We start from the raw sequence: 21799 nt of genomic DNA, 5'->3' as shown, positions 1-21799 counted from the left end.
CGGGGGCCGGGCGCCGGAGCGGTTGCGCGGAGGTCGGCGGGGGCGCGCCCGGCCACGGGCGGTCCGTGACCGGGCCCCTGCCGGAGGGGCCTCCCGGCCGTCCTGCCGCACGGGGCACACCGCCGCCGGCCCGCGGACGGCCTCAGCGGGCCGGGATGTCCTCGGGCAGCAAGGTGGTGAAGTCCTCCATGGTGGCGTTCTGGACGCCGTTGACCAGGCGGCCCGCCTGCCGGGTGATCATCCGCTCCAGCACCTGGCGCGCGTAGCGGGCGTTGCCGAAGTTCACGTCGCGGACCACCCCCGAGAAGTGCTCGTGCAGGGCCGCCGTCGTCGCCTCGCCGCAGGTGTACCCCGAGCCCTTCGCCATGCGCTGGACGATGGTGACCAGCTCGTCGTCGCTGTAGTCGGGGAACTCCACCTGGTGGTTGAACCGGGAGGCCAGACCGGGGTTGGAGTCGAGGAAGCGCTGCATCTCGTTGGTGTACCCGGCGACGATGACCACCGCCTCGTCGCGGTGGTCCTCCATGAGCTTGACCAGGGTGTCGATGGCCTCCTGGCCGAAGTCGTTGCCCGATCCGCGCGGCGCCAGCGAGTAGGCCTCGTCGACGAACAGCACGCCGCCCTTGGCCCGCTCGAACACCTCGGCGGTCAGCTGGGCGGTGTGCCCGACGTAGCGCCCCACCAGGTCCGAGCGCGCCGCCTCCACCACGTGGTCGCCGCGCAGCACCCCGAGGGCGTGCAGGAGCTTGCCGTACAGGCGGGCCACGGTCGTCTTACCGGTACCGGGGGGACCGGCGAACACCAGGTGGTGGCTCATCGGCGCCACCTGGAGCCCCATGGCGCGCCGCTGCTGCGACATCAGCAGCAGGTTGGCCAGGTCGTTGACGGTCTCCTTGACGCTCGCCAGGCCGACCATGGCGTCGAGCTCCTCGCGCAGGGCGGCGATCCCGTCCGCCGTGCCGCCGAGCTGCTCCTCCTCGGCCGCCTCCCCGAGGTCCTCGGGCAGCAGGAGGGTGAGCGAGTCCGGGCTGTCGGGGATGGTCCCGCCCAGCCGGTACGCCTGGCGGTCGATCATCTCCTCGAAGAGCTTGCGGGCCTCGCGGCCGTTGCCGAACGCCGGGCCCTTGGGCACCCGCTCGAAGTGGGCGAGCAGGGCCGCCTCGGTCTCCTCCGCCATCCGGTAGCTGTGGGAGACGCACATGTTGCGCACGATCTCCGTCAGCTCCTCGGCCGCGTAGTTGGTGAACTCGATGGTCCGGCTGAACCGGGAGGCCAGGCCGGGGTTGGTGTCGAGGAAGCTCTGCATCTGCTCGGTGTAGCCGGCGACGATCACCACGACCTCGTCGCGGTGGTCCTCCATGAGCTTGACCAGGGTGTCGATGGCCTCACGGCCGAAGTCGGGGCCGCCGCCGCTCCCGCCCTCGCTGCCGCTCGCCAGCGTGTAGGCCTCGTCGACGAACAGCACGCCGCCCTTGGCCCGCTCGAACACCTCGGTGGTCTTGATCGCCGTGCCGCCCACGTACTGCGACACCAGGTCGGCGCGGGCGACCTCCACCACGTGCCCGTAGCGCAGGACGTCCAGTTCGGCGAGGATCTGCCCGTACAGCCGGGCCACCGTGGTCTTGCCCGTACCGGGAGCGCCGCCGAAGACCAGGTGTCGGCTCATGGGCGGCGTGGGCAGGCCCATCTCGGCCCTGCGCTGGGCCATCTGGTTGCGGGTGACGAGCGTCTTGACCTCGTGCTTGACCCCGGCCAGGCCCACCAGCGCGTCGAGCTCCTTGAGGGGGCCGACCTCCTCGGAGTCCTCGTCCTCCTGCACGGGGGCGGGGGCCTCCGGCATCGGGACGGGCGCGCCCGCCAGGTCGCCGAACGCGTCCGGCGCGCCGTTGCCGCGGCTGAGCAGCTCCTCCGTGCGCATGCTCTGGCTGGCCACGGTCTGGCGCAGACCGGAGCGGCCGTTGTCGCGCACCGAGCAGTCTTCCACGACCACGTCCTCGGCGGAGTGCACGAGGATGCCGTCGGCGCCGTTGCCGAACACCTCGCACCTGCGCAGCGTGGCGGTCGCCTTCGCCGCCACCAGCACGCCGTTGCGGCGGCCGTTGTACACCCGGGTGCGCAGCACCGTCGCCCGGCCGCCGGCCCGCACCGCGATGCCGTCGCCCGTGCACTCCGACACGTCGCAGTCGCGCACGTCGGCGGAGCCGTCCGCGCCCACCGAGATCCCGGCGTCGCGGCTCCCGGAGATCTGCACACCGGTCAGCAGGGGCGCCCCGCCCTCCTCCACGGACACGGAGCTCTTGCCGGTGCGGTCCAGCGTCACGTCCTCCAGGCGTCCGCGTCCGCCCTTGCCGAACACCACGCCCTGGCCCCGGGTGTTGTTGATCGCGGTCCCGCGCATGAAGGGGGCGCACTCCTCGACCACCACGCCGGGGCCGGCGGTCCCGCTGACCAGGCCGCGGTCGAACTCCACGACGCTGTCGCCGCGCAGGCTCAGCCCCTGCCCGCCGCGCACGACCAGGCCGAGGAAGGCGGTGGAGGACCGCTCCACGGCCTGCACGGCGTCGCCGCCCGACTCCTCCACCTCGCAGTCGGTGAAGGTGCCGCGCGCCCGCCCCGACAGGTGGATCGCCACGTTCTTGGCGCGCACCACGCGCACCCGCGCCACCTGCGGGTCCGCGCCGTTGTGCACGACGACGCCGCGCCCGCCCACGTCCTCGAACACGCAGTCCTCCACGACCGGGCGCGAACGGCTGGACACGACCAGCCCGTCGCCCTCGGTGTCGTGCACGCGTGTGCCCAGCAGCGACGCGGCGGAGCCCTCCTCCAGCGCCACCGCGGGCTTCTTGGTCCCCGAGATCTCGCAGTCCCGGATCGTGCCCCCGGACTGTCCGCTGGCGAACACGCCGTTGCCCCCGGCGTCGCGGAGCACGCAGGAGCGGATCGTGGGGCGCGCCTGCTCGCCGATGACCACGGCGCTGGTGTCGACCTCCTCGACCACGCAGTCCTCGATGACGCTCGGCCCGGAGGAGGTGATCACCACCCCCGCGCCCGCCGAGCACGTGACGCGGCTGTCGCGCATGGCGAGCGCGCCGTCGCCGCGCACCGACACCGCGGTCCAGGACGCGCCCTCCACCTCGCAGTCGGCCATCTCCAGCTGCCCGAGGGGGATGTCCACCGCGGGGTAGTCGGCGTGGCGGCCGCGCAGGACCAGCCCGGACAGCTTGACCGCCTCGGCGCCCGAGACCACGGCGCAGCCGGAGCCGGTGGTGATCTCGACGCTGCCCAGGCCGTCGCGGGCCATCAGGGTGACCACGTCGCGCAGGACGAGGCTCTCCTCGTAGCGGCCGGGGGCGATGGTGATGAGGGCACCGCTGGCGGCGGCCTCGACCGCCTCGGTGATCGTCGCGTGCCCGTCCTGGGCGCCGGCGTCGACGGTGAGGAGCTGCCTGGTCATCGGTGTCTTCCTAGATCGGGGGAGGGGAGGTGGCGGGGCGGCGGGGGCCGCCCCGCCGGGGGCGGGTCAGGAGCAGGACGCGCGCACGGCCGAGGCGGCCACGTGCGAGCTGGCGTGCTCCTGGTCCGCGAGGGCGTCGGCCCCCGCGTTGGTGAGCTTGACGGTGAACTCCTCCGTGGGAGAGGTGAACCCGGTCACCTGGACCCATCCGCCCCGGATCCCCGCCTGGTCGATCCCGAAGACCGCCACGGGCGACCCCTCGGCCGAGGGGCCGGAGAAGAGCTGGTAGCGGGCCTCCCCGGGCGAGATCCACAGCGGGCTCTCGTCGTCGGGCACGTGGACGTAGAGCTCGCACGAGATCCCGGCCTCCCCGGGGGTGAACGTCCAGGTGGCGTACTGGCCGTTGCCCCTTTCCGGGTCGCCCGAGACGGGAAGCGCCTCGTAGCCGCCGTCGCAGCCCTCCTGAGCGTACCCGCCGGGCCGGGTGGCCCAGCTGGCGGTGCCCTCGGCGCTGTCCCAGCGCCCCTCGTTCGCGTAGGAGGCGCCGGGGGAGGCCTGGCAGCCGGGCCCCGATACGGCGAGGAAGGGCTCCGGTTCCGAACCCCCGGTCATCGCGACGGAGTTCTCCAGGACGGAGCCCCCGCCCTCCGAGGGCGGCGGGTCGGCGACCGGGGCGTCGGCGGACGCCGACCCGCCGTCCGCTGTGTCGCCGCTGCCGGCGGCCCCGCCCTCCCGGGCTGTGTCGCCGGTTCCGGCGGTGTCGGCGAGGGGGGCGTTCATCTCCTCCGTGGCGGGGCCGCTCCCGGTGTCCCCGGTGCCGGTGTCGCCGGTGTCGCCGTTGCCGGCGCCTTCTCCGGCCGCCCCGTCGGTCTCGCCCTCCCCGGAGGTCCCGGCGCCCTCGTCGCCTCCGGCCGCCGTGTCCTCTCCGGCCGTGCCGTCCGCGGCTTCCCCGTCGGCGGGGGGACCGGCGGCCGTCTCGCCCGCGCCGGCCCCGGGCTCCCCGGCGGCGGCCGTCTCGCCCGCGCCGTTCCCGGCCTCCTGGGCTCCGGACGCGCCCGGGTTCTCCTGCGCGGCGGGGGCGGTCTCCACGGGGTTCCCCCCGCCGGTGGCGCCGGCGCCCGGGTCGGGCATCGTCGGGGTTGCGGCTCCGTCCCCGCTCACCTCGGGGACGTAACCGGTCTCCTGGGGCGCGGCGCCCTGTTGGGGCACGGTCGCGGCGCCCGTGTCCGCCGGAGCGGCGACGGCCCCGGACTCACCGCCGCCCGAGGCGCCGGCCTCGGCGGTGCCCGAGGACGGGCCGCCGGCGCCGCCGGCGTCCGAGGCGAGCGGCGTCGCCTCCAGGGTCACCCCGGGCACGCCCGCCGTCATGGCGAAGGGGGCGGCGACCAGCAGCAGGCCCGCGATGGCGGCGCCCGCCAGGGCGGGCTTGCCCGGACGGTCCAGGGCCACCTCCGGGGCCTGGGGTGCGGCCGGTTCGTGCAGGGCGCCGGTGATCCGGGGAGCGGGAACGGCCTCGGCAGCCCCCTCGGCGGCTCCGGACGGGGGAGCAGGTGCGATGTGCGCCGCGGAGCCCGCGGCCCCGCCGGAGACGGTGCCGTCGGCTCCACCGGAGAGCGCCGTCCGGAACTCGGACGACGGTGTGGGACGGTCCTCCGCCGCGCCGCGCGCCTGCGCACTCTCAGACATCGGAACTCCTTCTCGGGGGGCCCGGGCGGCCGCGGGAACGGCCGCCCGGGAAGGTGGGGGCGGGGGCGGGGATCACCGGCGTCCTCCGGGACCACCAGGGGTGTTGATGTCCGGGACGCGGTTCACATTGTCCTCTTCCGTGCGGCCGAACTTCTCCTTGGTGCCGCCCAGGATGGCGCTCGTGTCCTGCGCCGCGATGACCACGAAGCCCATGTACTCCTCGATGGAGGTCCTGAGCAGCCCCAGGGACTTGTCCATCTCGTCGGCGAACTTGTCGCCCTTGCCCCAGATGGTGGGGTCCTCCAGGGAAGCCAGTTCGCTGTTCAGCCACTGCTGGGTCTCATGGGCGTACTCGGCCGCGTCGTTGACGCTCCAGCTGTTCCTGGCCATGCCGTCGAGGTCGGCGAAGAAGCCGTCGCCGCGGTCCGTCATGTCCGTCTCCTCTTCTCGGTTCCCAGCCGCGGGTGCGGCGTGGGACGCCTACTGTCGCGGGTCGTCGGAGGGGATGCCCAGGCGGTCGAGCAGCTTGAGCGGGTCGAGGTCGCCGTTCATGATCTCCTGAGCGCCCGCCACGTCCGGCATGAAGGGGCTGTAGGCCTCCGTGACGCGCTCGGCCATCTGGCTCCGTGCCTTGTTGACCACCTCGGTGATGGCGGCGGCCAGCTCGGTGGGTGCCATGTCCCGGTAGGCCTGGGTGTGGAACTTCAGCTCGACCAGCTCGCCCGTCGCGTCAACCTTCGCGCCCACGAGTCTGTTCTTCGCCACGACCTCTTCGGTTGCCGCCTCCAGGTTTGCGCTTGCGTCCACCAGTCGGTCCATCGTCTTGTGAAGCTGTGCCAGTTCCTCTTCCATCTGGCGTTGCATCTGCGAGCTCATGCCGGGATGCTCCCTTCTTGTTCTGGCCGGGGACGGGACGTCCCAGTGCGGATCTCTGCGCGTCGGCCGTGGTTCCCCAGACCTTCTCGTCCTCGGAGAGCCAGGTGGAGCGCTGCCGGTCGCGGTTGTTGTCACCGCCACCGCCACCGCCGCCCATGCCGCCGCCCATCATGGGGGGCATCATCGGCATGCCGCCCATACCACCCATGCCGCCGGCTCCGGCGCCTGCGCCTCCGGTGCCCGCACCCGGTTGGCCGCCCAGCCCCCCTGCGCCGCCGAGCCCGCCTCCGGCGCCCGGGGCGCCCTGGCCGCCGGAGGCCCCGTTGGGGCCGCCCGCCGTGTACTGGGTGCCATCGGGGTTGGCGAACAGCGAGGAGCGGTCGGAGCTGTCCGGCGAGCCCGGGCCGTCACTGGAGTAAGGGCTGGGATCGAGGCCGCCGTAGTTGAGGCCGATGTCGTCGGGCGCCAGCGGCGGCGGCAGGATCTCCGGGATCGGTCCTTCCGGGATGCCGCCGCTGTCCGTGATCGGCTCCCCGGTCTCGGGGTTGATCGGGTAGGGCTGGCCGGTGAGCGGGTCGATGACGTAGGGCTCGCCGGTGACCGGGTTGATCGGTACGTCCTCCCCGATGCCGGTGCCGGGGCCGTTGAGCCCCAGGTCCGCCGGCGGCGGTGGAGGCTGCAGCACGTAGTCGTCGCCGTTGGAGGTGCCGGGGCCGTTGAGCCCGAGGTCGGGCGGGGGAGCGGGCACGTTGAAGTCGTAGTCGGTCGGCAGCCCGGTCGACGGGTCGATGCCGACCGGTTGTCCGGTGACCGTATCGATGGGCAGGACCTGCCCGGTCTCGGAGTCGTAGTTGATGGGCAGGCCGGTGTCGGGGTTGTACGGCAGGCCGGTTCCGGGGTCGACGGGGAAGGGTTCGCCGGTCTCGGGGTTGAGCGGGAGCCCTGTCGCCGGGTCGAACTCCAGGGAGCTGCCGGTCTCCCCGATGGGGAGCGGCTGTCCGGTGACGGGGTCGACGGGGAGCGGTTCGCCGGTGATGGGGTCGACAGGCAGGACTTCCCCGGTCTGGGGGACGAAGTTGATGGGCAGGCCGGTGTCGGGGTTGAAGGGCAGACCGGTCTCGGGGTCGATGGGGTAGGGCTCGCCGGTCTCGGGGTTGAGCGGGAGCCCTGTCGCCGGGTCGAACTCCAGGGAGCTGCCGGTCTCCCCGATGGGGAGCGGCTGTCCGGTGACGGGGTCGATGGGCAGGACCTGCCCGGTCTGGGGATCGAAGTTGATGGGCAGGCCGGTGTCGGGGTTGAAGGGCAGGCCGCTCTCGGGGTCGATGGGGTAGGGCTCGCCGGTCTCGGGGTTGAGCGGGAGCCCTGTCGCCGGATCGCGCTCCAGGGAGCCGTTGTAGCCTGCCGGACCGCCGCGGCCGCTTCCCGGGCCGTTGAGCCCGAGGTTCGGGGGCGGGGGCGGGGGGATGAAGGGCCCGTTCATGCCGGGGTCGCTGCCGCCGCCCTGTCCGGGGCCGTTGAGGCCGAGGTCGTTCGGGGGCGGCGGGGGCGGGGGCATGAGGGGGCCGTTCTCGCCCCCTTGGCCGAAGCCGGGGCCGTTGAGGCCGAGGTTCGGAGGAGGCGGGGGAAGCGTGATGGGGCCGCCGGCCCCCTCGGGACCGCCGATTCCCTCGGGGCCGCCGTTGCCGGGGCCGTTGAGGCCGAGGTCCGGCGTGAACGGCGGCGGGCCGCCGAGACCCTCGGGACCGCCCTGTCCGGGGCCGTTGAGCCCGAGGTCGTTCGGGGGCGGCGGGGGCGGGGGCAGGATCTCGTTGTTCCCGGGGCCGTCACCGCCGGTTCCGGGCCCGTTGTACGGAAGCTGCGGGGGAGGCGGCGGCGGGGGCGGCGGGGGCGGCGGAGGACCTGGCATGTCTTCCTCGTCCCAGCCGGCGAAGGGGTTGTCGATCTCCCAGTCGTCGAAGGGGTTGTCGATCTCCCAGTCGTTGAACGGGTTGTCGGGACCGCCTCCGCCACCGGGACCGGGACCGGGGCCGGGGCCCGTGGGCGTCTCCGTCGGGAGCGAGGTGGGAACCTCGATGCGCGGCAGGACGTCGTTGACGCTCTTGTAGTAGAGCGCCATGCTGTCGCGCAGGTCGTTGACGGTCTCGTAGACCCCCTTGTAGTGGTCCCGGAACCTCTGGTACAGCGTGTTGTTGATGTTGTCCTGGGTGGCCTGGTCCCCGGGGATGCCCATCACCGGTTCCCCGCCGGGCGGTCCGTTGTTGATCAGGACCTGGAACTGGTCCCGCTCCGGGTTGAACGTCTCCGTCCCCGCGGAGGTGTAGAAGTACCAGGTGTCGAGGACGCCCTGGACGGTCCCGCCCGTGCCTTTGAGGGCTTCGCTCACCGCCGTGGCGAGCCCGCTGGTACCGGGCTTCAGGCTCTCCCTGAGATCCCCCAGCTGCTTCGTGTAATCGGGGATCTTGTCGTAGACCGCGGTCATCCGGTACGCCAGGTCCTTCAGGCGGTACTGGTACGCCGCCGCGGCCGAGCCCTGCATGGGCCCGTCCGGGGTGTCGATCTCCTTCCAGAGCTTGTTCAGGCTGCCGCCCCCCTCTCCGTCGATGTAGGGGGCCAGCTTCTCGCGCAGGTTGTTCAGGTCGTCGATGGTGTTCTGCAGCCGCGTGATGTCCCAGCTGGTGGACACCAGCTTGTTCTTCTCGTAGTCGGCGAGGAGGGCCAGGTTGCTCAGCTGCTGGCGGAACGTGTCCTGCGGGGGGGTTCCCTCCTCGTGCAGGCTCTCCTTGTCATCGCTGAGGGTCTTCTCACCCCACAGGTGCCTCTGCATCGTGTAGCCCGCGTAGTCGATGCCGTAGGTCTCGTAGGAGTAGCCGTAACCGCTGGGCGTCGACATGTAGGCCGTGTAGTAGTCCCGGTAGCTCCACCAGCGGTCCATCTCGTGGCCGCCGTAATTCCAGGAGAAACCGGTGAAGGGGTTGGTGTTCTCGTGGAAGTGGTAGCGCCCGTCGGCGACCCAGGGGTCCTTGGTGACCGTGTCGATGCCGACCATCGGCGGATAGGAGCCCCCTTCGTCGCTGTCGGCGAAGATGTTCATGAGCTCGTGCAGCGGTTTGTCCGGAAGGTCTTCCAGTTCTCTTTCCGGCGGCATTTTCCCCTCCTTCTGTGGATCGCGCCTCGGGGCTAGGCCTCGCTACTGTCCTCGTCCGTGTCCTGGTTGTTTCCGCCGCCGCCGCCGCCGCCGCCACCGCCACCGCCGCCGCCCGAACTGCTCTGGCTCGGGTACATCAGGTTGAAGATCTCCTGGGCGGTGAGGCTCTGCTCGTCCTCGAGGTCGGCGAAGACGATGAGGTTCTCCGAGAGCCTGTCCTCGATCTGGATCAGCTCCGTCTGCAAGCCGTCGAGGAACTGGTAGATGCTGTTCAGCGAGGAGTCGATCTTCGAGCCGAGGGTCCCTGCCTCCGTGAGGATGGAGGGGTTCCCGAGCCTCTGGTAGGGGCCTTCGCCTCCGTACACGGAGAAGTCGGTGACCAGATAGGCGATCTCGTCCTGGAGGGGGGACACGATCTGGGAGCGGAAGTCCTTGATCCGTTGGAGGTCGATCTTGGTGCCCTTGTCACCGTTGTCGCCTCTGGTGTCATTGGTCCCGCCGGTGTCGCCCCCGCCTTCTCCCTCTCCTTCGCCTTCTTCCTCGTCCTCGCCTTCTCCTTCGCCCTCTCCCTCGCCTTCGCCCTCTTCTTCGTCCTCTTCTTCTTCGTCCTCGTCCTCCTCCTCGTCCTCTTCTTCTTCGTCCTCTTCCTCTTCCTCCTCTTCTTCGTCCTCGTCCTCGGATTCTTCGTCTCCGGGGTTTTCCTCTTCGTCCCCGGGCTGCTCTTCCTCGTCCTCGCCCCCGGCGCCGTTCCCGCTGCCCTCGCCTTCGGTGTCCTCCTCGGGCCTGTCGGAGGTGACCGCGACGGGGGGTTCGGTGATGTAGGCCGGATCCGTCGGTATCGGGTCCTCACCGGGGGTGTGGTCGGCCGTCACCGTCTCGCGTTGACCCGACTCCAGGTCCTCCTCGTCACCGGGGTCACCGGGCGTTTCGTTCCCCGGCCCCGGACCTGGTTCCAGGCGGCTCAGATTCTCGTCGGGGGTGTCATCCGGTGTCGTTTCCCCCGGTTCGCCGGGGGTGTCGCCCGTCTCCGCGACGGGGGGCACGGTGATGTGTGCCGGCTCCAGGGGCACCGGGTCCTCGCCGGGCCCGTCGCCGGTGGAGTCGTGCTCCTCGCCGGGGCGCTCTGACGTGACCGGAGGCGTGGTGCCGCCAACGGGAACGCCGGGGGACCCGCTGCCCGGGTCGGTCGCGCCGGGGCGGTTGCTCCCCACGTGCTCGGGGATTTCGTCCTGGCCGGGTCCGTCTCCGCCGGGCCGGTCCTCGCCGCCCGGCCGGTCGTGCCCGGGGACCTCCTGTTCGCCGGGTCCGTCGCCGCCAGGGCGGTCGTTGCCGGGGGAGTCCTCGCCACCGGGCCGGTCTCCGCCGGGTCGGTCCTCGCCCTCTTCGTCCTGGCCGGGCCCGTCTCCGCCGGGCCGGTCGGAGTCGTCACTGCTCTCGTCGCCGCCCGGCCGGTCCTCCCCCTCTTCGCCCTCTTCGTCCTGGCCGGGCCCGTCTCCGCCGGGCCGGTCGGAGTCGTCACTGCTCTCGTCGCCGCCCGGCCGGTCCTCCCCCTCTTCGCCCTCTTCGTCCTCGTCCTTCTCGGAGATGGTGATCAGGCCGGTCTCAGGGTCGACCTCCACCCTCCCGTCACCGGGGTCGAAGGTCACCTCGCCGGTCTCGGGGTCGAGGGTGAGCTTCAGGTCGCCGACCTCGATCGTGGTCGGCAGCGACTCCCCGTCCTCGCCCGCGCGGGACGTCTCGATCTCGACGGTGCCCTCGGCCGGGTCGATGGTCAGGCCCAGGTTCCCGGTCTCGACCGTGAGCGGCGCCGCCTCGGGGTCGAGGGGCACGTCCCGGTCGCCGGGCTCGATGCTGATCGTGTTGGTGTCCGGGTCCAGGACGAACTTCAGCTCGCCCGCCTCGACGGTGGTGACGGCCGTCTCGGGGTCCAGGGTCACGACCGGCGCCCCGGGGATCTCGGAGTCGTTCTCACCGAAGGCGGGGTCGTCGGCGTCGGCGGATATGGGCTCCACACCGGTGATCGGTTCCCCGGCCGAGTCCCGTTCCGACTCGTACAGCTCCCCCCGCTCCACCTCGGAGAGGGGTTCCAGGGGGAGGTCGCTGAGGGGGGCGACGGCTTCCTGGAGCGGCTCCGTGGGCAGCTGCGGGGTCATCGCCTCGAAGGACTGGGACTCCATCGGCGCCAGCGCCTCCGTCGCCTCCGCCCGCTGGAAGGGCTCCGCGAGAACGGTGGGCTCAGGGGCGGTCGTCTCCCCCTCGGGGACGGACTCCGCGTTGGCGGGCACCCCGACGGAGGCGATCGTCGGTTCGAGGGGAAGGGCCGGGGTCCCCTGCATCACCGGTGTGAACTGGCTCTCCGTGTGGAGCGTTTCGCCGGAGACGTCCCCCGCGGGGGCGGACACGGCGACGACGTGCTCGGTGTCCTGCCCGGGGAACACGTGCGGGGAGGCGGTGTCCCCCGCCCGCTGCGCGCCGAACAGCATGACGCCGTCGCCGTCGACGCTCACCGGGGACTCGCCCGGGTCGAGCACCGCCTCCTGGGTGGCGGTGTCCACTTCGACCGAGGAGCCTGCGTGTCTCAGCATCAGCAGGCCGCTGGTCAGGTCCACGCTGATCGGGGCGGATTCCGACCGGTTCGTGGTGGTGCTCTGCTCCTCGAGGAGGGCGGCCTCCTCGGTCTCGGTCGGGTCCGGCTCCTCTCCGGAGAGGGCAGCACGGAAGTCGAAGAGGGGGGGCTCCACGTCAGGACCTCCTCACCGCCCACAGGGCGGTCGTTCGTCGGGTTGTCGGGGGTGGGGGATGGGGGCGGGGCGGGCGCCCCGAGGGGAGTGGTGGGCCGCCCGCCCCGGGGGAGGGGGAACGGACTACAGGAGCGCTTGCCAGTTCATGGCCTCGCGCCCGTCGGTGGAGGAGTAGTTGTTGCGGATCTCGTTCAGGGCGGTCTCCGCCTTGTTCAGCAGAACCTGCATGTCGGCGACGTTGGCCCGCCACGAAGCGACCTTGCGGTCGTACTCCGTGGCCATGGCGCCGTCGAGCTCCGCCTTGACCGTCTGCATCTGGGCGTCGAGCGCCTCGATCTGGTTCTGTACGGCCTGCGTCTGGGTGCGCAGCTCGTTGGTGGCCTCGTCGACGTAGGCGTAGCTGACGTCGAAACCGTTGATGGTCATGGTCTCGCCTTCCGGAGGGGGACTCGTGCGTGTGGGAGCGGTCGGCAGGCCTCAGCCGGACTGGTTCGGGTTGAGCTCGTTCATCCACCGCGAACCGGTGATGACGGCCGCGTCCTCCGTGGCGTGCATGGCGTGGACGGTGCCGCCGAACGTGCCGATCATCTGGTTCATGTCGTTGGTGATGAGCCGCAGCTCCTCCAGCCAGCCGACGACCGCCTCGCTGTACTTGTTGGAGGCCGCGCCCTGCCAGGACATGCGCAGTTTGTCACGCGTGTTGTCCACGTTGGTGTAGATGGTGTTGCACTGGCTGTGGGCCTCGGTCATCGCCTCCTGGGCGATGCGCTCGGCCTCGTCTGTAGTCCTTGTCCTCTGGTTCACAGGCTCTCCTCGGGTCGTTCCATCAGGGGCATCCGGCGTCCTCGACCATCGACGAGGACGCCAGGGGGAGGGCGGCTGCCTCCGGGTCGAGTACCGGACCGGAGGGCAGCAGCCTCAGGAGGGAGGTCGGGACCGGGACGGCCTGGGCCGTCTCGTACCCGAGGGCGGTCAGGGCGGCATCGTCGACCACCGGGTACTTGGCCGCGCTGTCGGTGACGAGGTAGTGGGTGGTGGCGGCAGCGCCGCCGCCCACCGGCTGGGCGGCGGCGACCGTGCCCCGGCCGGAGGCGATGCCCACCAGGTCGGGGGTCGGGCAGCCCGGCGCGATCCCGGGCCGCTCCTGCACCGGCCACGCCTCCACCCCGGCGGGGTCGTCCATGGTCAGCGACAGCGAGCCGTCGGGGGCCAGCCGCAGGCACGGCACGCCCGCGCCGACGCCCACCAGCTCCGGCGGGGCGCCCGGGTGGCGCTCCTCGCGCGGGGCTGGGCCGTCGGAGAGCCGGGTGTGCGCCTCGCCGGCGGGCAGGGGCAGCGCCTCGGCGGGGGCGTCGGGGTAGGCGGCGCCCGAGATGTCCGGGTTGGCGAGCAACAGCAGTGCCTGCGTCACGGAGAGCGGCACCAGGCCGTCCCGGGTGAGCAGGTAGTGCTGGTCCCCCTGCCCGGGGGTGGACACCGCGAACACCTGTCCCACCTGCCGGGGCCCGCCCGCCAGCTCGCCCGCGTCCTCACCGGCGCCCGGGACCTCGGGCGCGGTCAGGTCCGGGCCGGTGGGCACGGTGTTGAGGAAGGCGGCGGTGACGGGCAGGGCGTCGCTCGTCCCGTAGCCGAGGGCCTGGACGGCGCCGCCCTCCTCGTCCAGGCGCAGGCGGGTGCCGTTCCACAGCAGCTGCGGAGCCCCGTCCGGCCCGGAGACCAGGACCGCCTGCTCGGCGGAGGGCGGGGTGGGCTCCGGGGCGTCGCCGACGACCAGGGCGGTGCGGCCCCGCTCGTCCTCCTCGCCCTCGGGCGGCAGCGCGCACACCCGCCAGACCGCCTCCTCCAGGCCCGCTTCGGTGGGAAGGGAGTCGGGCGCGGCGGCGATGCCCACGGGGCCGCCCACGGGCACGCCTTCCAGGGACCGGGCCGAGACCAGGCTCACGGCGGCGTCGGCGCCCTGGACCAGGCGGGCGGAGGCGCCGTTGGCCACGGGGCGCAGCACCCCGGCCGAGTACATGTAGGAGGCCCCGGTGTCGCGGTCCACGATCAGCCGGCCCTCCTGGCGCCAGCTGGTGGCGCCCCCGGGGAAGATGAGGCCGAACACGAGGAAGCCGATGCACAGCACCACGCCGATCGCGATGCCGATGTAGGTGCCGGTACGGGTGCGGCGCATGGGGGCGTCGACCGCGTCGGGGTCGCCCTCCAGCATGGCCGTGCCCAGTCGGCCCACGGTGAAGTTGTGGGCCATCACCCTGTCGCGACGTGACTGCATGTCAGCCGCCGATTCCGCGCAGGAGCGAGAACACGCCGAAGATCGCCAGTACCAGGGGCACGATGGCCACCGTCAGCAGCGACTGGATGATCTCGGCGGCCCGGCCCCAGTGGGGCAGCGGCCGTGTGCCCGGCAGGTTCCAGGACACCACCGCCAGGATCGCGGAGGCGGCGAACAGGCCCACCATGGCGAGGGTGCGGGGCAGGGGGTCGGCCGTCCACACCACGACCAGGACCAGCGCGGTCAGCCCGATCCAGGGCGGCGCGACCACGTAGGACCGCTGCCAGGCGCTGGCCAGACCGCGTGACTGGAGCAGCATCACCAGCGACACGATCACGCACAGGGTGATCGGCACCCACCCGGGGGTGGCGCCGAGCACGACCAGGCAGACCGTCAGGACGGCGCCGGTGGCGGCGTACAGGGCGGTCTGGAACCGGTCGGCGAGCTCGGCGCGGTCCAGGACCCCGCGCGCGGGGTAGGGGTCGATGCCCTCCTGGAGCTGGTCGGGGTTGGAGGGCAGCGGCGGCAGCTTCAGGCCGGAGAGGCGGAAGGCCAGCTGGGGGGCGAACGTGCCCAGCAGCAGCGCGATGAGCGCCACCAGGGCCGCCACGGCCGGGACCGTGGCGCCGGGGATGAACATCAGGGAAAGCGCGCCCAGCGCGCACAGCACCTCGGCGGTGAACAGGCCGGCGAAGAAGGGCACGGAGCCCGCCACGGCCGCCAGGCCGAGCACGCTGGCCCCGGCGGCGGTCACCGCTCCCGTCAGGACCCGCGCCCCGATCAGCGCGGTGCCGGGGTCGCCCGAGGGCACGGACGCGCCGGCCACTGCCATGTACAGGGTGGCCGCCGCGGCCAGGCCGGTGGCGGCGGCCAGGTCGCCCATGGCGCGCGAGGCCGCCCAGGCCGACAGCAGCATGAGGAGCGACGAGCAGGCCGCCGACACCGCGGTCAGGAGGCCGGGGCCGCCGCTGACCAGGACGGCCAGTCCGGTGAAGAGCACGACCAGGCCGAGCGCCTGGAGCAGGACGCGCGTGGCTTCGGGACGCCACCGGTCGGCGCGCTCACTCATGCCGGTGGCGACGCCGTCGGTCAGGTCGTCGAAGTGCACCGGCGGCAGCTGGTCGCGGCGGGGGCGCAGGTAGAGGGTCTCGCCGTGGCAGAGTCCCAGGGAGCGGAGGGTCTCGTCCTCCTCCAGGGGCTCGTCGCCCAGTTGCTGGAGGACCCATCCGTCGTGCTCCAGGCCGCTCTCGTCCAGGTCCTCGCCGTTGTCACCCTCGGCGTAGAGCACGAGGGTGGGCAGGATCTCGGAGAGGGGGACCTCTGTGGGCGCCGCGATCTCGAAGGAGCGCTCGGGAGCGCGGATCAGGAGCCGGCACAGGTCAGGGGAGGCGACATCGTTCATCCGGTGGGGCCCATCATGAGGCAGGGTCGTGACAGGGGTGGAAGTGACGGTAACACTCCGACGACCCATTTTGGAGGTGTGTTGTTTTAAATTTTGGTGTCTGTCACTTTAGTTGGCAACGGTAGTGTTCTGCTGCCGGCGTCCGGTTCCGGACGCCGGTTACGGTCCCCGTTCCGGACCGCCCCCGCTGTTCCCTGCAAGGGAGGACCCCGTCCTGTGAGTACGATCCTCGTCCGCCGTCCCCCGCGGCGCCCCGGGCCGGACCTGCCCTCGGGCGAGGTCAGCCTCCAGGAACCACCGGAGCTGCCCGAACCGCAGGCCAACGCCTCCTCGGTGTTCACCTACCTGCCGATGGCCATGACCTCCTTGGCGATGATGATGATGATCATCCGCCCCGGGAGCATGATGGGCGGCGGCGGTGGGGGCAACAGCATCATGCCCTATCTGGCGGGCGGGATGATGCTCACGGGTGCCGTGGTGATGCTCGGCGGCCAGTACCTGCGCACCATGCTGGAGCGCCGCCGCCAGCTCAACGACGACCGCCGGGACTACCTGCGCTACCTCAAGCAGATGCGCACCCGCCTGCGGGGGGTGGTCACCGAGCAGCGCGACGCGATGCTCTGGCGGGCGCCCCACCCCGACGCCCTGTGGTCGATCGTGCGCACCTCCCGGCTGTGGGAGCGCAGGGGGACCGACGACGACTTCGCCGAGGCGCGCATGGCCGTGGGCGAGCAGGCGCTGTCCATGACGATCTCCCCGGTCTCCTCCAAACCGGTGGAGGACCTCGAACCCCTCAGCGCCCACGCGCTGCGCCGCTTCATCCGCGCCTACGGAACCGTCGAGGACCAGCCGGTCCAGATCTACCTGCGCGGGTACTCCCGCATCACCATGCGCGGCGACCTGGACGCCAGCCGCGGCCTCGTCCGCGCCCTCATCGGTCAGCTCGCCGTCTTCCACGCCCACGACGAGCTGCGCGTGGCCGTGTGCGCCTCCGAGGAGAACCTGGCCCTGTGGTCGTGGACCAAGTGGCTGCCCCACGCCCAGCACCCCACCGCCCGTGACGGCGCGGGCCAGGCCCGGCTGCTGTGCACGGACGCGATGGACCTCGAACAGCTCGTCCCGGACCTGGCCGACCGTCCCCGCTTCGACCCCACCGAGACCCCCAGCCGCGAGGAGCCCTTCACCGTCATCGTCGTGGACGGCGGGCGCATCCCCCCGGGGTCGCGCATGCTGGGCGGCGGCTACCGCAACGCCGTCGTCGTCGACGTCGCCGACCCGATGCCCCCCGAGGACGACCCCTACACCCTGGCCCTGCGGGTGGAGACCGAGCGCCTGGTGATGCTCTCCCGCGACCACAGCGGCCGCGACGTCGAGGAGGTGCTGGGCCGGCCGGACTCCCTGAGCCTGTCCCGCGCCACCTCCCTGGGCCGCCTGCTCTCGCCCTACCGGATCGGCATGGTCGTCGAGGTCACCGAGCCCCTCACGACCGACTTCGAGCTGACCGCGCTCCTGGGCATCCCCGACCTGCACCGGCACGACACCGAACGCATGTGGAGCGAGCTGCACGAGAAGGACCGGCTGCGCGTGCCCATCGGCATGAACTCCGACGGCGCGCCGCTGGAGCTGGACCTCAAGGAGTCCGCGCTGGGCGGCATGGGCCCGCACGGCATGCTCATCGGCGCCACCGGTTCGGGCAAGAGCGAGCTGCTGCGCACCCTGGTGCTCGGCCTGGCCCTGACCCACTCCCCCGAGACCCTCAACTTCGTGCTCGTCGACTTCAAGGGCGGCGCCACCTTCATCGGACTCGACCAGCTCCAGCACACCTCCGCGCTCATCACCAACCTGGCCGACGAGGCCATCCTGGTCGAGCGCATGCAGGACGCCCTGCACGGCGAACTGGTCCGCCGCCAGGAGCAGCTGCGCTCCGCGGGCAACTTCAGCTCCGCCCTGGAGTACGAGAGGGCCCGCGAGACCAACCCCGGCATGGAGCCGATGCCCACGCTGTTCGTGGTCGTCGACGAGTTCAGCGAGCTGCTGGCCGCCCACCGCGACTTCATGGACCTGTTCGTCATGATCGGCCGGCTGGGCCGCAGCCTCGGCGTCCACCTGCTGCTGGCCTCCCAGCGCCTGGACGAGGGCCGTATGCACCAGCTGGAGGGCCACCTGTCCTACCGGATCGCGCTGCGCACCTTCTCCGCCATCGAGAGCCGCGGGGTGCTCGGCGTCCCCGACGCCCACCAGCTCCCCTCGGCCCCCGGCAACGGCTACCTCAAGACCGACACCGAGACCCTCACCCGCTTCAAGGCCGCCTACGTCTCCGGGCCCTACCGGGTCAAGCGCCGCGCCGCCCGCAGGAACACGGTCGGCGGCGAGGTGGTGCTCTTCACCGACACCCCCGTGGACGCGACCGCTCCCGAACCCGAGGAGCCCGAGGTCCAGGAGGAGGAGACCGGCGAGTCCCTCCTCGCGACCGCGCTGGAGCGGATGGACGACCTCGGCCCCGCGGCCCGCGAGGTGTGGCTTCCCCCGCTGGAGGTGCCTCCGCTCGTGGACGAGCTGCTCGCCATGGTCGGCACCCGCCTGCCCGAGGGCGGCCTGGCCTGGAGGAAGGAGACGGTCCTGCGCGTGCCGCTGGGGATCATCGACCGCCCCTTCGAGCACAGGCGCCTGCCCCTGGTGGCGGACCTCTCCGGGGCCGGCGGACACGTCGGCATCGCGGGCGGCCCCCAGAGCGGCAAGAGCACCATGCTGGCCACGTTCATCCTCACCCTGGCGGTGTGCAACACCCCCGCCCAGGTCCAGTTCTACGGGATCGACTGCGGCGGCGGCGTGCTGACCGCGCTCAAGGACCTGCCGCACGTGGGCAGCGTCGTCACGCGCACCGACGAGCGGCGCATCACCCGCACCATCATGGAGATGAACGAGATCCTCACCAAGCGTGAGGTCTTCTTCGCCGAGAACGGCATCGACTCCATGGGCACCTACCGCAGGCGCCGCGCCGCCGGGGAGTTCGCCGACCAGCCCCACGGCGACGTCTTCTTCGTCATCGACGGCTGGGGCACCATCCGCCAGGACTACGCGGACCTGGTCGGCCCCATCGTCCAGCTCGTGCAGCGCGGCCTCAACTACGGCGTGCACGTCGTGGTCGCCTCCCCCCGCTGGGCCGACTTCCACACCGCCGTCCGCGACCTCATGGGCACCCGCTTCGAGCTGCGCATGGGCGACCCCGTGGACTCCATGGTCCACATGCGCGCCGCGCAGACCGTGCCCCGCGTGCCCGGCCGCGGCATCACCGACACCAAGCACCACCTGCTCACCGGCCTGCCCCGCGCCGACGGCGACGCCGACTCGGTCACGCTGTCCGAGGGCATGAGCGAGCTCGTCGAGCGCGTGCGCGCGGCCTGGGACGGGCCGTCCGCCCCGGCGGTGCGCACCCTGCCCCCGATCCTGCACGCCCGGGAGCTGCCCGCCTCCGAGCTCACCCCGATGGGTGGTCTCAAGGTGCCCATGGGGCTGGAGAGCCGTCGGATGCAGCCGTTCTGGCACGACTTCGGCGTCACACCGCACCTGCTCGTGGTCGGCGACACCGAGACGGGCAAGACCACGCTGCTGCGCCACATCACCAACGCGATCCGCAGCCACTACGGCCCCACCACCGCACGGGTCGTGCTCGCCGACCAGCGCCGCCAGCTCTACGACGCCGTGCCCACGGACATGCAGCTCGGCTACGCGGTCTCGGGCGACAACGTCAAGGAGATGATGGCCGCCGCCGCGCAGGCCATGAAGGCGCGGCTGCCCGGGCCCGACGTCACCCCCGACCGCATCCGCAAGCGCGACTGGTGGACCGGCCCCGAGCTGTTCGTCCTCATCGACGACTTCGAGATGGTCTCCGGAAGCGGCTCCAACCCGCTGACCCCGCTCCTGCCGATGCTCAGCCAGGGCGCGGAGATCGGTCTGCACGTGGTTCTCGTGCACGCCGCGGGCGGTTTCAGCCGGGCCTCCGGCGACCCCGTCATCCGGTCGCTCATCGACTCCAACACGCCCAGCATCATGCTGTCCGCCCCTCCCTCGGAGGGCATGCTGTTCGGCAACATCCGGGCGCGGGCGATGGCCCCCGGCCGCGCCCTGTGGATCGCGCGCCGAGACCCGGTGGAGGTGCAGCTGGCCATCGCCGAGGGCGCCGAGGACTGATCCCCCGGAAGGGGGTCGGCGGGGCCCGTGGAGCACGCCCGGAGGCGTGCCCCGCGGGCCCCGCCGCGTCAGCGCACCGGTTCGTCGGAGCGCATCGGCACCGGTTCGCCCGGGCCGGCTGGACGCCACTTGCGGTCGCGCCCGCGCTTGAACACCGCTCCGCCCAGGACGCACAGCACGATGAGCAGGAGGGTCACGGACACCACGGCCGCCGTGGGCGGCGCGTCCACCGAACCGTAGGGGGAGGGATCGGGGACGAACCCCTCGCCCGCCACCCCGGCGGGGACGCCGCCCGGTGCGATGGCCATCGCCGCCAGCGGGTCGATCCTGCCGTACCCGGCCAGCGGGTCCGAGTCCCCCCGCGGTGAGGCGTAGGCCGTGGTGGTGAGCCGCTCGCGCACCTGCTCGGCGCTCAGGTCCGGCTCCCGGGCCATGAGCAGGGCCGCGGTCCCCGCCACGAACGCCGCGGCCACGCCGTCGCCCGCGGCGGTCACGTGGCCGCCGCCCGGGCCGGTTCCCACCACGCGGTCGCCCGGCGCGACCAGGTCCACGCGGGCCAGGTCTCCGCTGGGCAGGACCAGCGGGCCCTGGGCCACGGGGAGGCCCTCCACGTCGTGCGCGGCCACGCTCAGCACCGATGCCTCCTGGGCGGGCCGGCCCGGCAGCGGCCCCCGGGACGTGGGGACCGTCGCCGGGGCCACGACCAGGGCGTCGGCCTCCTCCGCGGCCTCCACGGCGGACTCCAGGGCGGGGGAGGACTCCCACGTGCCGGTGCCCACCAGGACCACGCGGGCCCCCGCGTCCACCGCGCTCCCGATCCCGGCGGCGATCTCCTGCGCGGAGGCCAGGCCGGTCTCGGGGCTGCCTGTGGCCACGGCCGTCACCGACGCGCCCGGGGCCACGCCCACCAGGCCGCTGTCCTCCACGGACCGGGCGGCGACCACCCCGGCCAGCGACGTGCCGAACCCGAGGCAGTCGGCGGACTGCCCGCCCTCCACGGCGTCGGCCAGCGCGGGGGCGCCGCCGTCCACCTCCGGGGCCAGCAGCGCCACGTCCACCCCCTCGCCGGTGCTCAGGTCGTGGGCCCGCGACAGGCCGAGGAAGTGGTGTGTCCAGGGGGTCTGCTCCACGACGTCCCCGCCGGCGGCCGCGCACGGCTGGTTCTCGGCCTTGAAGGGGTGGACCTGTGCGAGCGAGACGGGGTCCTGGGGCGTCTCGGCCGACGCCGGAGCCGCGGGGAGGGGGGCGAGGAGTCCCAGGGCCAGCGCCGCTGCGGCGGTGCGGCGGCGCCGGGACCGGGCCGTCCCCGGATCGGTGTGTGCGGTCACCTGGTGTGTGCTCCAGACTGTCAGGGGGTGTCCTCGGGGCGCTCCGCGCCCGGTGGGGCGACCCGTACGGGTCGAGGGGGTGCGTCTTCCGCGCCGAGGCCGTACGCGGGGGAGAAGGGCGCCGGGGAAGGTTCCGCGCCCCTACGCTAGCCTCCCCGCGACGCGCCGGACCCGGGGCGGCCGCCGTTCCGTCGGGGCCTCTCCGGAGCCGTTCCGTCGGGACCCTCCGCGCGGGACGGGGCCGGCCCCGCGAGCCCCGCCGGACCCGGCGTGACCGGTGCCCTCCCCTGGGCGGTGACGCGGCCGCGACCGCGGGGGAGGGGCGGCCGTCCGTTCGGACGGAGCCCCGGGAGGAGGACCGACTGCGGTAGCGTACTCCGTTTCGTGTGTACGTTCCATGAGCGTCCGGTGGCCGGTCCGCGTCGTCTGCCCCCGGAGGGAGGGTTCCGCGGGAGGAGGGCGGCGCCACAGTGGCACGGCGGCTCTCAGAGCCGGGGCGGGGTGCTGTTCGCCGGTCGCGGGGTCGCGGGCCAGGTGTGCGGGGGCCTGCGCTCCTCGCGGGCGATGTGTACGGGTGTGTCGGGGGGGTCGTACAGGGACACGCCGTCGTCGCTGCCGTCCAAGTCGGGGTTCGGGTCGGGAACCGGGTCGGTGTCGTGCTGGTCAGGGTTACCGCTGTCGCGGGTGTCGCGGCTGCCCCTGCC

General features: G+C 72.8%; 12 protein-coding genes. 1 reads left to right on the top strand and 11 read right to left on the bottom strand.

The window, feature by feature from the left end; all coding sequences use genetic code 11:
- Positions 1-142: 142 nt before the first annotated feature.
- The 10 genes from ACQPYD_RS22970 to eccD all read right to left on the bottom strand — a co-directional run bounded on the left by ACQPYD_RS22970 (position 143) and on the right by eccD (position 15576).
- Positions 143-3454, bottom strand: a complete 3312-nt coding sequence (locus ACQPYD_RS22970; protein ID WP_433697634.1) for a right-handed parallel beta-helix repeat-containing protein — start codon at positions 3452-3454, stop codon at positions 143-145.
- Between the two features lie 66 nt (positions 3455-3520).
- Complete coding sequence (locus ACQPYD_RS22965; RefSeq protein ID WP_433697633.1) at positions 3521-5140, bottom strand: hypothetical protein; 1620 nt, start codon at positions 5138-5140, stop codon at positions 3521-3523.
- Positions 5141-5212: 72 nt separating this feature from the next.
- On the bottom strand, positions 5213-5572 hold the full coding sequence (locus tag ACQPYD_RS22960) for a hypothetical protein (protein ID WP_433697632.1): 360 nt from the start codon (positions 5570-5572) through the stop codon (positions 5213-5215).
- 48 nt (positions 5573-5620) lie between these two features.
- Entirely contained in the window at positions 5621-5959 is a 339-nt protein-coding gene (locus ACQPYD_RS22955) for a YbaB/EbfC family nucleoid-associated protein (RefSeq protein WP_433697631.1), read from the bottom strand.
- Complete coding sequence (locus ACQPYD_RS22950) at positions 5871-9161, bottom strand: hypothetical protein (protein WP_433697630.1); 3291 nt, start codon at positions 9159-9161, stop codon at positions 5871-5873. Before ACQPYD_RS22950 ends, ACQPYD_RS22955 begins: the two co-directional genes overlap by 89 nt.
- A gap of 32 nt (positions 9162-9193) precedes the next feature.
- Positions 9194-11902: an AAA family ATPase gene (locus ACQPYD_RS22945; RefSeq protein WP_433697629.1), complete on the bottom strand. Its 2709-nt coding sequence runs from the start codon at positions 11900-11902 to the stop codon at positions 9194-9196.
- A gap of 123 nt (positions 11903-12025) precedes the next feature.
- Positions 12026-12328 carry a WXG100 family type VII secretion target gene (locus tag ACQPYD_RS22940; RefSeq protein WP_267945581.1) on the bottom strand — a complete coding sequence of 101 codons (303 nt, stop codon included), beginning with the start codon at positions 12326-12328 and terminating at the stop codon, positions 12026-12028.
- A gap of 51 nt (positions 12329-12379) precedes the next feature.
- A complete protein-coding gene (locus tag ACQPYD_RS22935; RefSeq protein WP_267945580.1) occupies positions 12380-12706 on the bottom strand; it encodes a hypothetical protein in 327 nt (108 codons plus the stop codon).
- 22 nt (positions 12707-12728) lie between these two features.
- Positions 12729-14174, bottom strand: a complete 1446-nt coding sequence (eccB, locus tag ACQPYD_RS22930; RefSeq protein WP_433697628.1) for a type VII secretion protein EccB — start codon at positions 14172-14174, stop codon at positions 12729-12731.
- A 1-nt stretch (position 14175) separates the two neighbouring features.
- Positions 14176-15576 carry a type VII secretion integral membrane protein EccD gene (gene eccD, locus ACQPYD_RS22925; RefSeq protein WP_433697627.1) on the bottom strand — a complete coding sequence of 467 codons (1401 nt, stop codon included), beginning with the start codon at positions 15574-15576 and terminating at the stop codon, positions 14176-14178.
- A 216-nt stretch (positions 15577-15792) separates the two neighbouring features.
- On the opposite strand from eccD, the gene eccCa reads away from it, so the two are divergent.
- The gene (gene eccCa, locus ACQPYD_RS22920; RefSeq protein ID WP_433697626.1) at positions 15793-19767 is read left to right on the top strand and encodes a type VII secretion protein EccCa; all 3975 of its coding nucleotides are present in this window, start codon (positions 15793-15795) and stop codon (positions 19765-19767) included.
- 68 nt (positions 19768-19835) lie between these two features.
- Here eccCa and ACQPYD_RS22915 read toward each other — a convergent pair whose 3' ends face one another.
- Positions 19836-21095 carry a S8 family serine peptidase gene (locus tag ACQPYD_RS22915; protein ID WP_433697625.1) on the bottom strand — a complete coding sequence of 420 codons (1260 nt, stop codon included), beginning with the start codon at positions 21093-21095 and terminating at the stop codon, positions 19836-19838.
- Positions 21096-21799 lie beyond the last annotated feature (704 nt).

This window comes from Nocardiopsis sp. CA-288880 (assembly GCF_050955985.1).
Classification (GTDB): Bacteria; Actinomycetota; Actinomycetes; order Streptosporangiales; family Streptosporangiaceae; genus Nocardiopsis; species Nocardiopsis tropica.
Note: the sequence above shows the minus strand (reverse complement) of the source record. Positions and strands in the feature narration are given on the sequence as shown.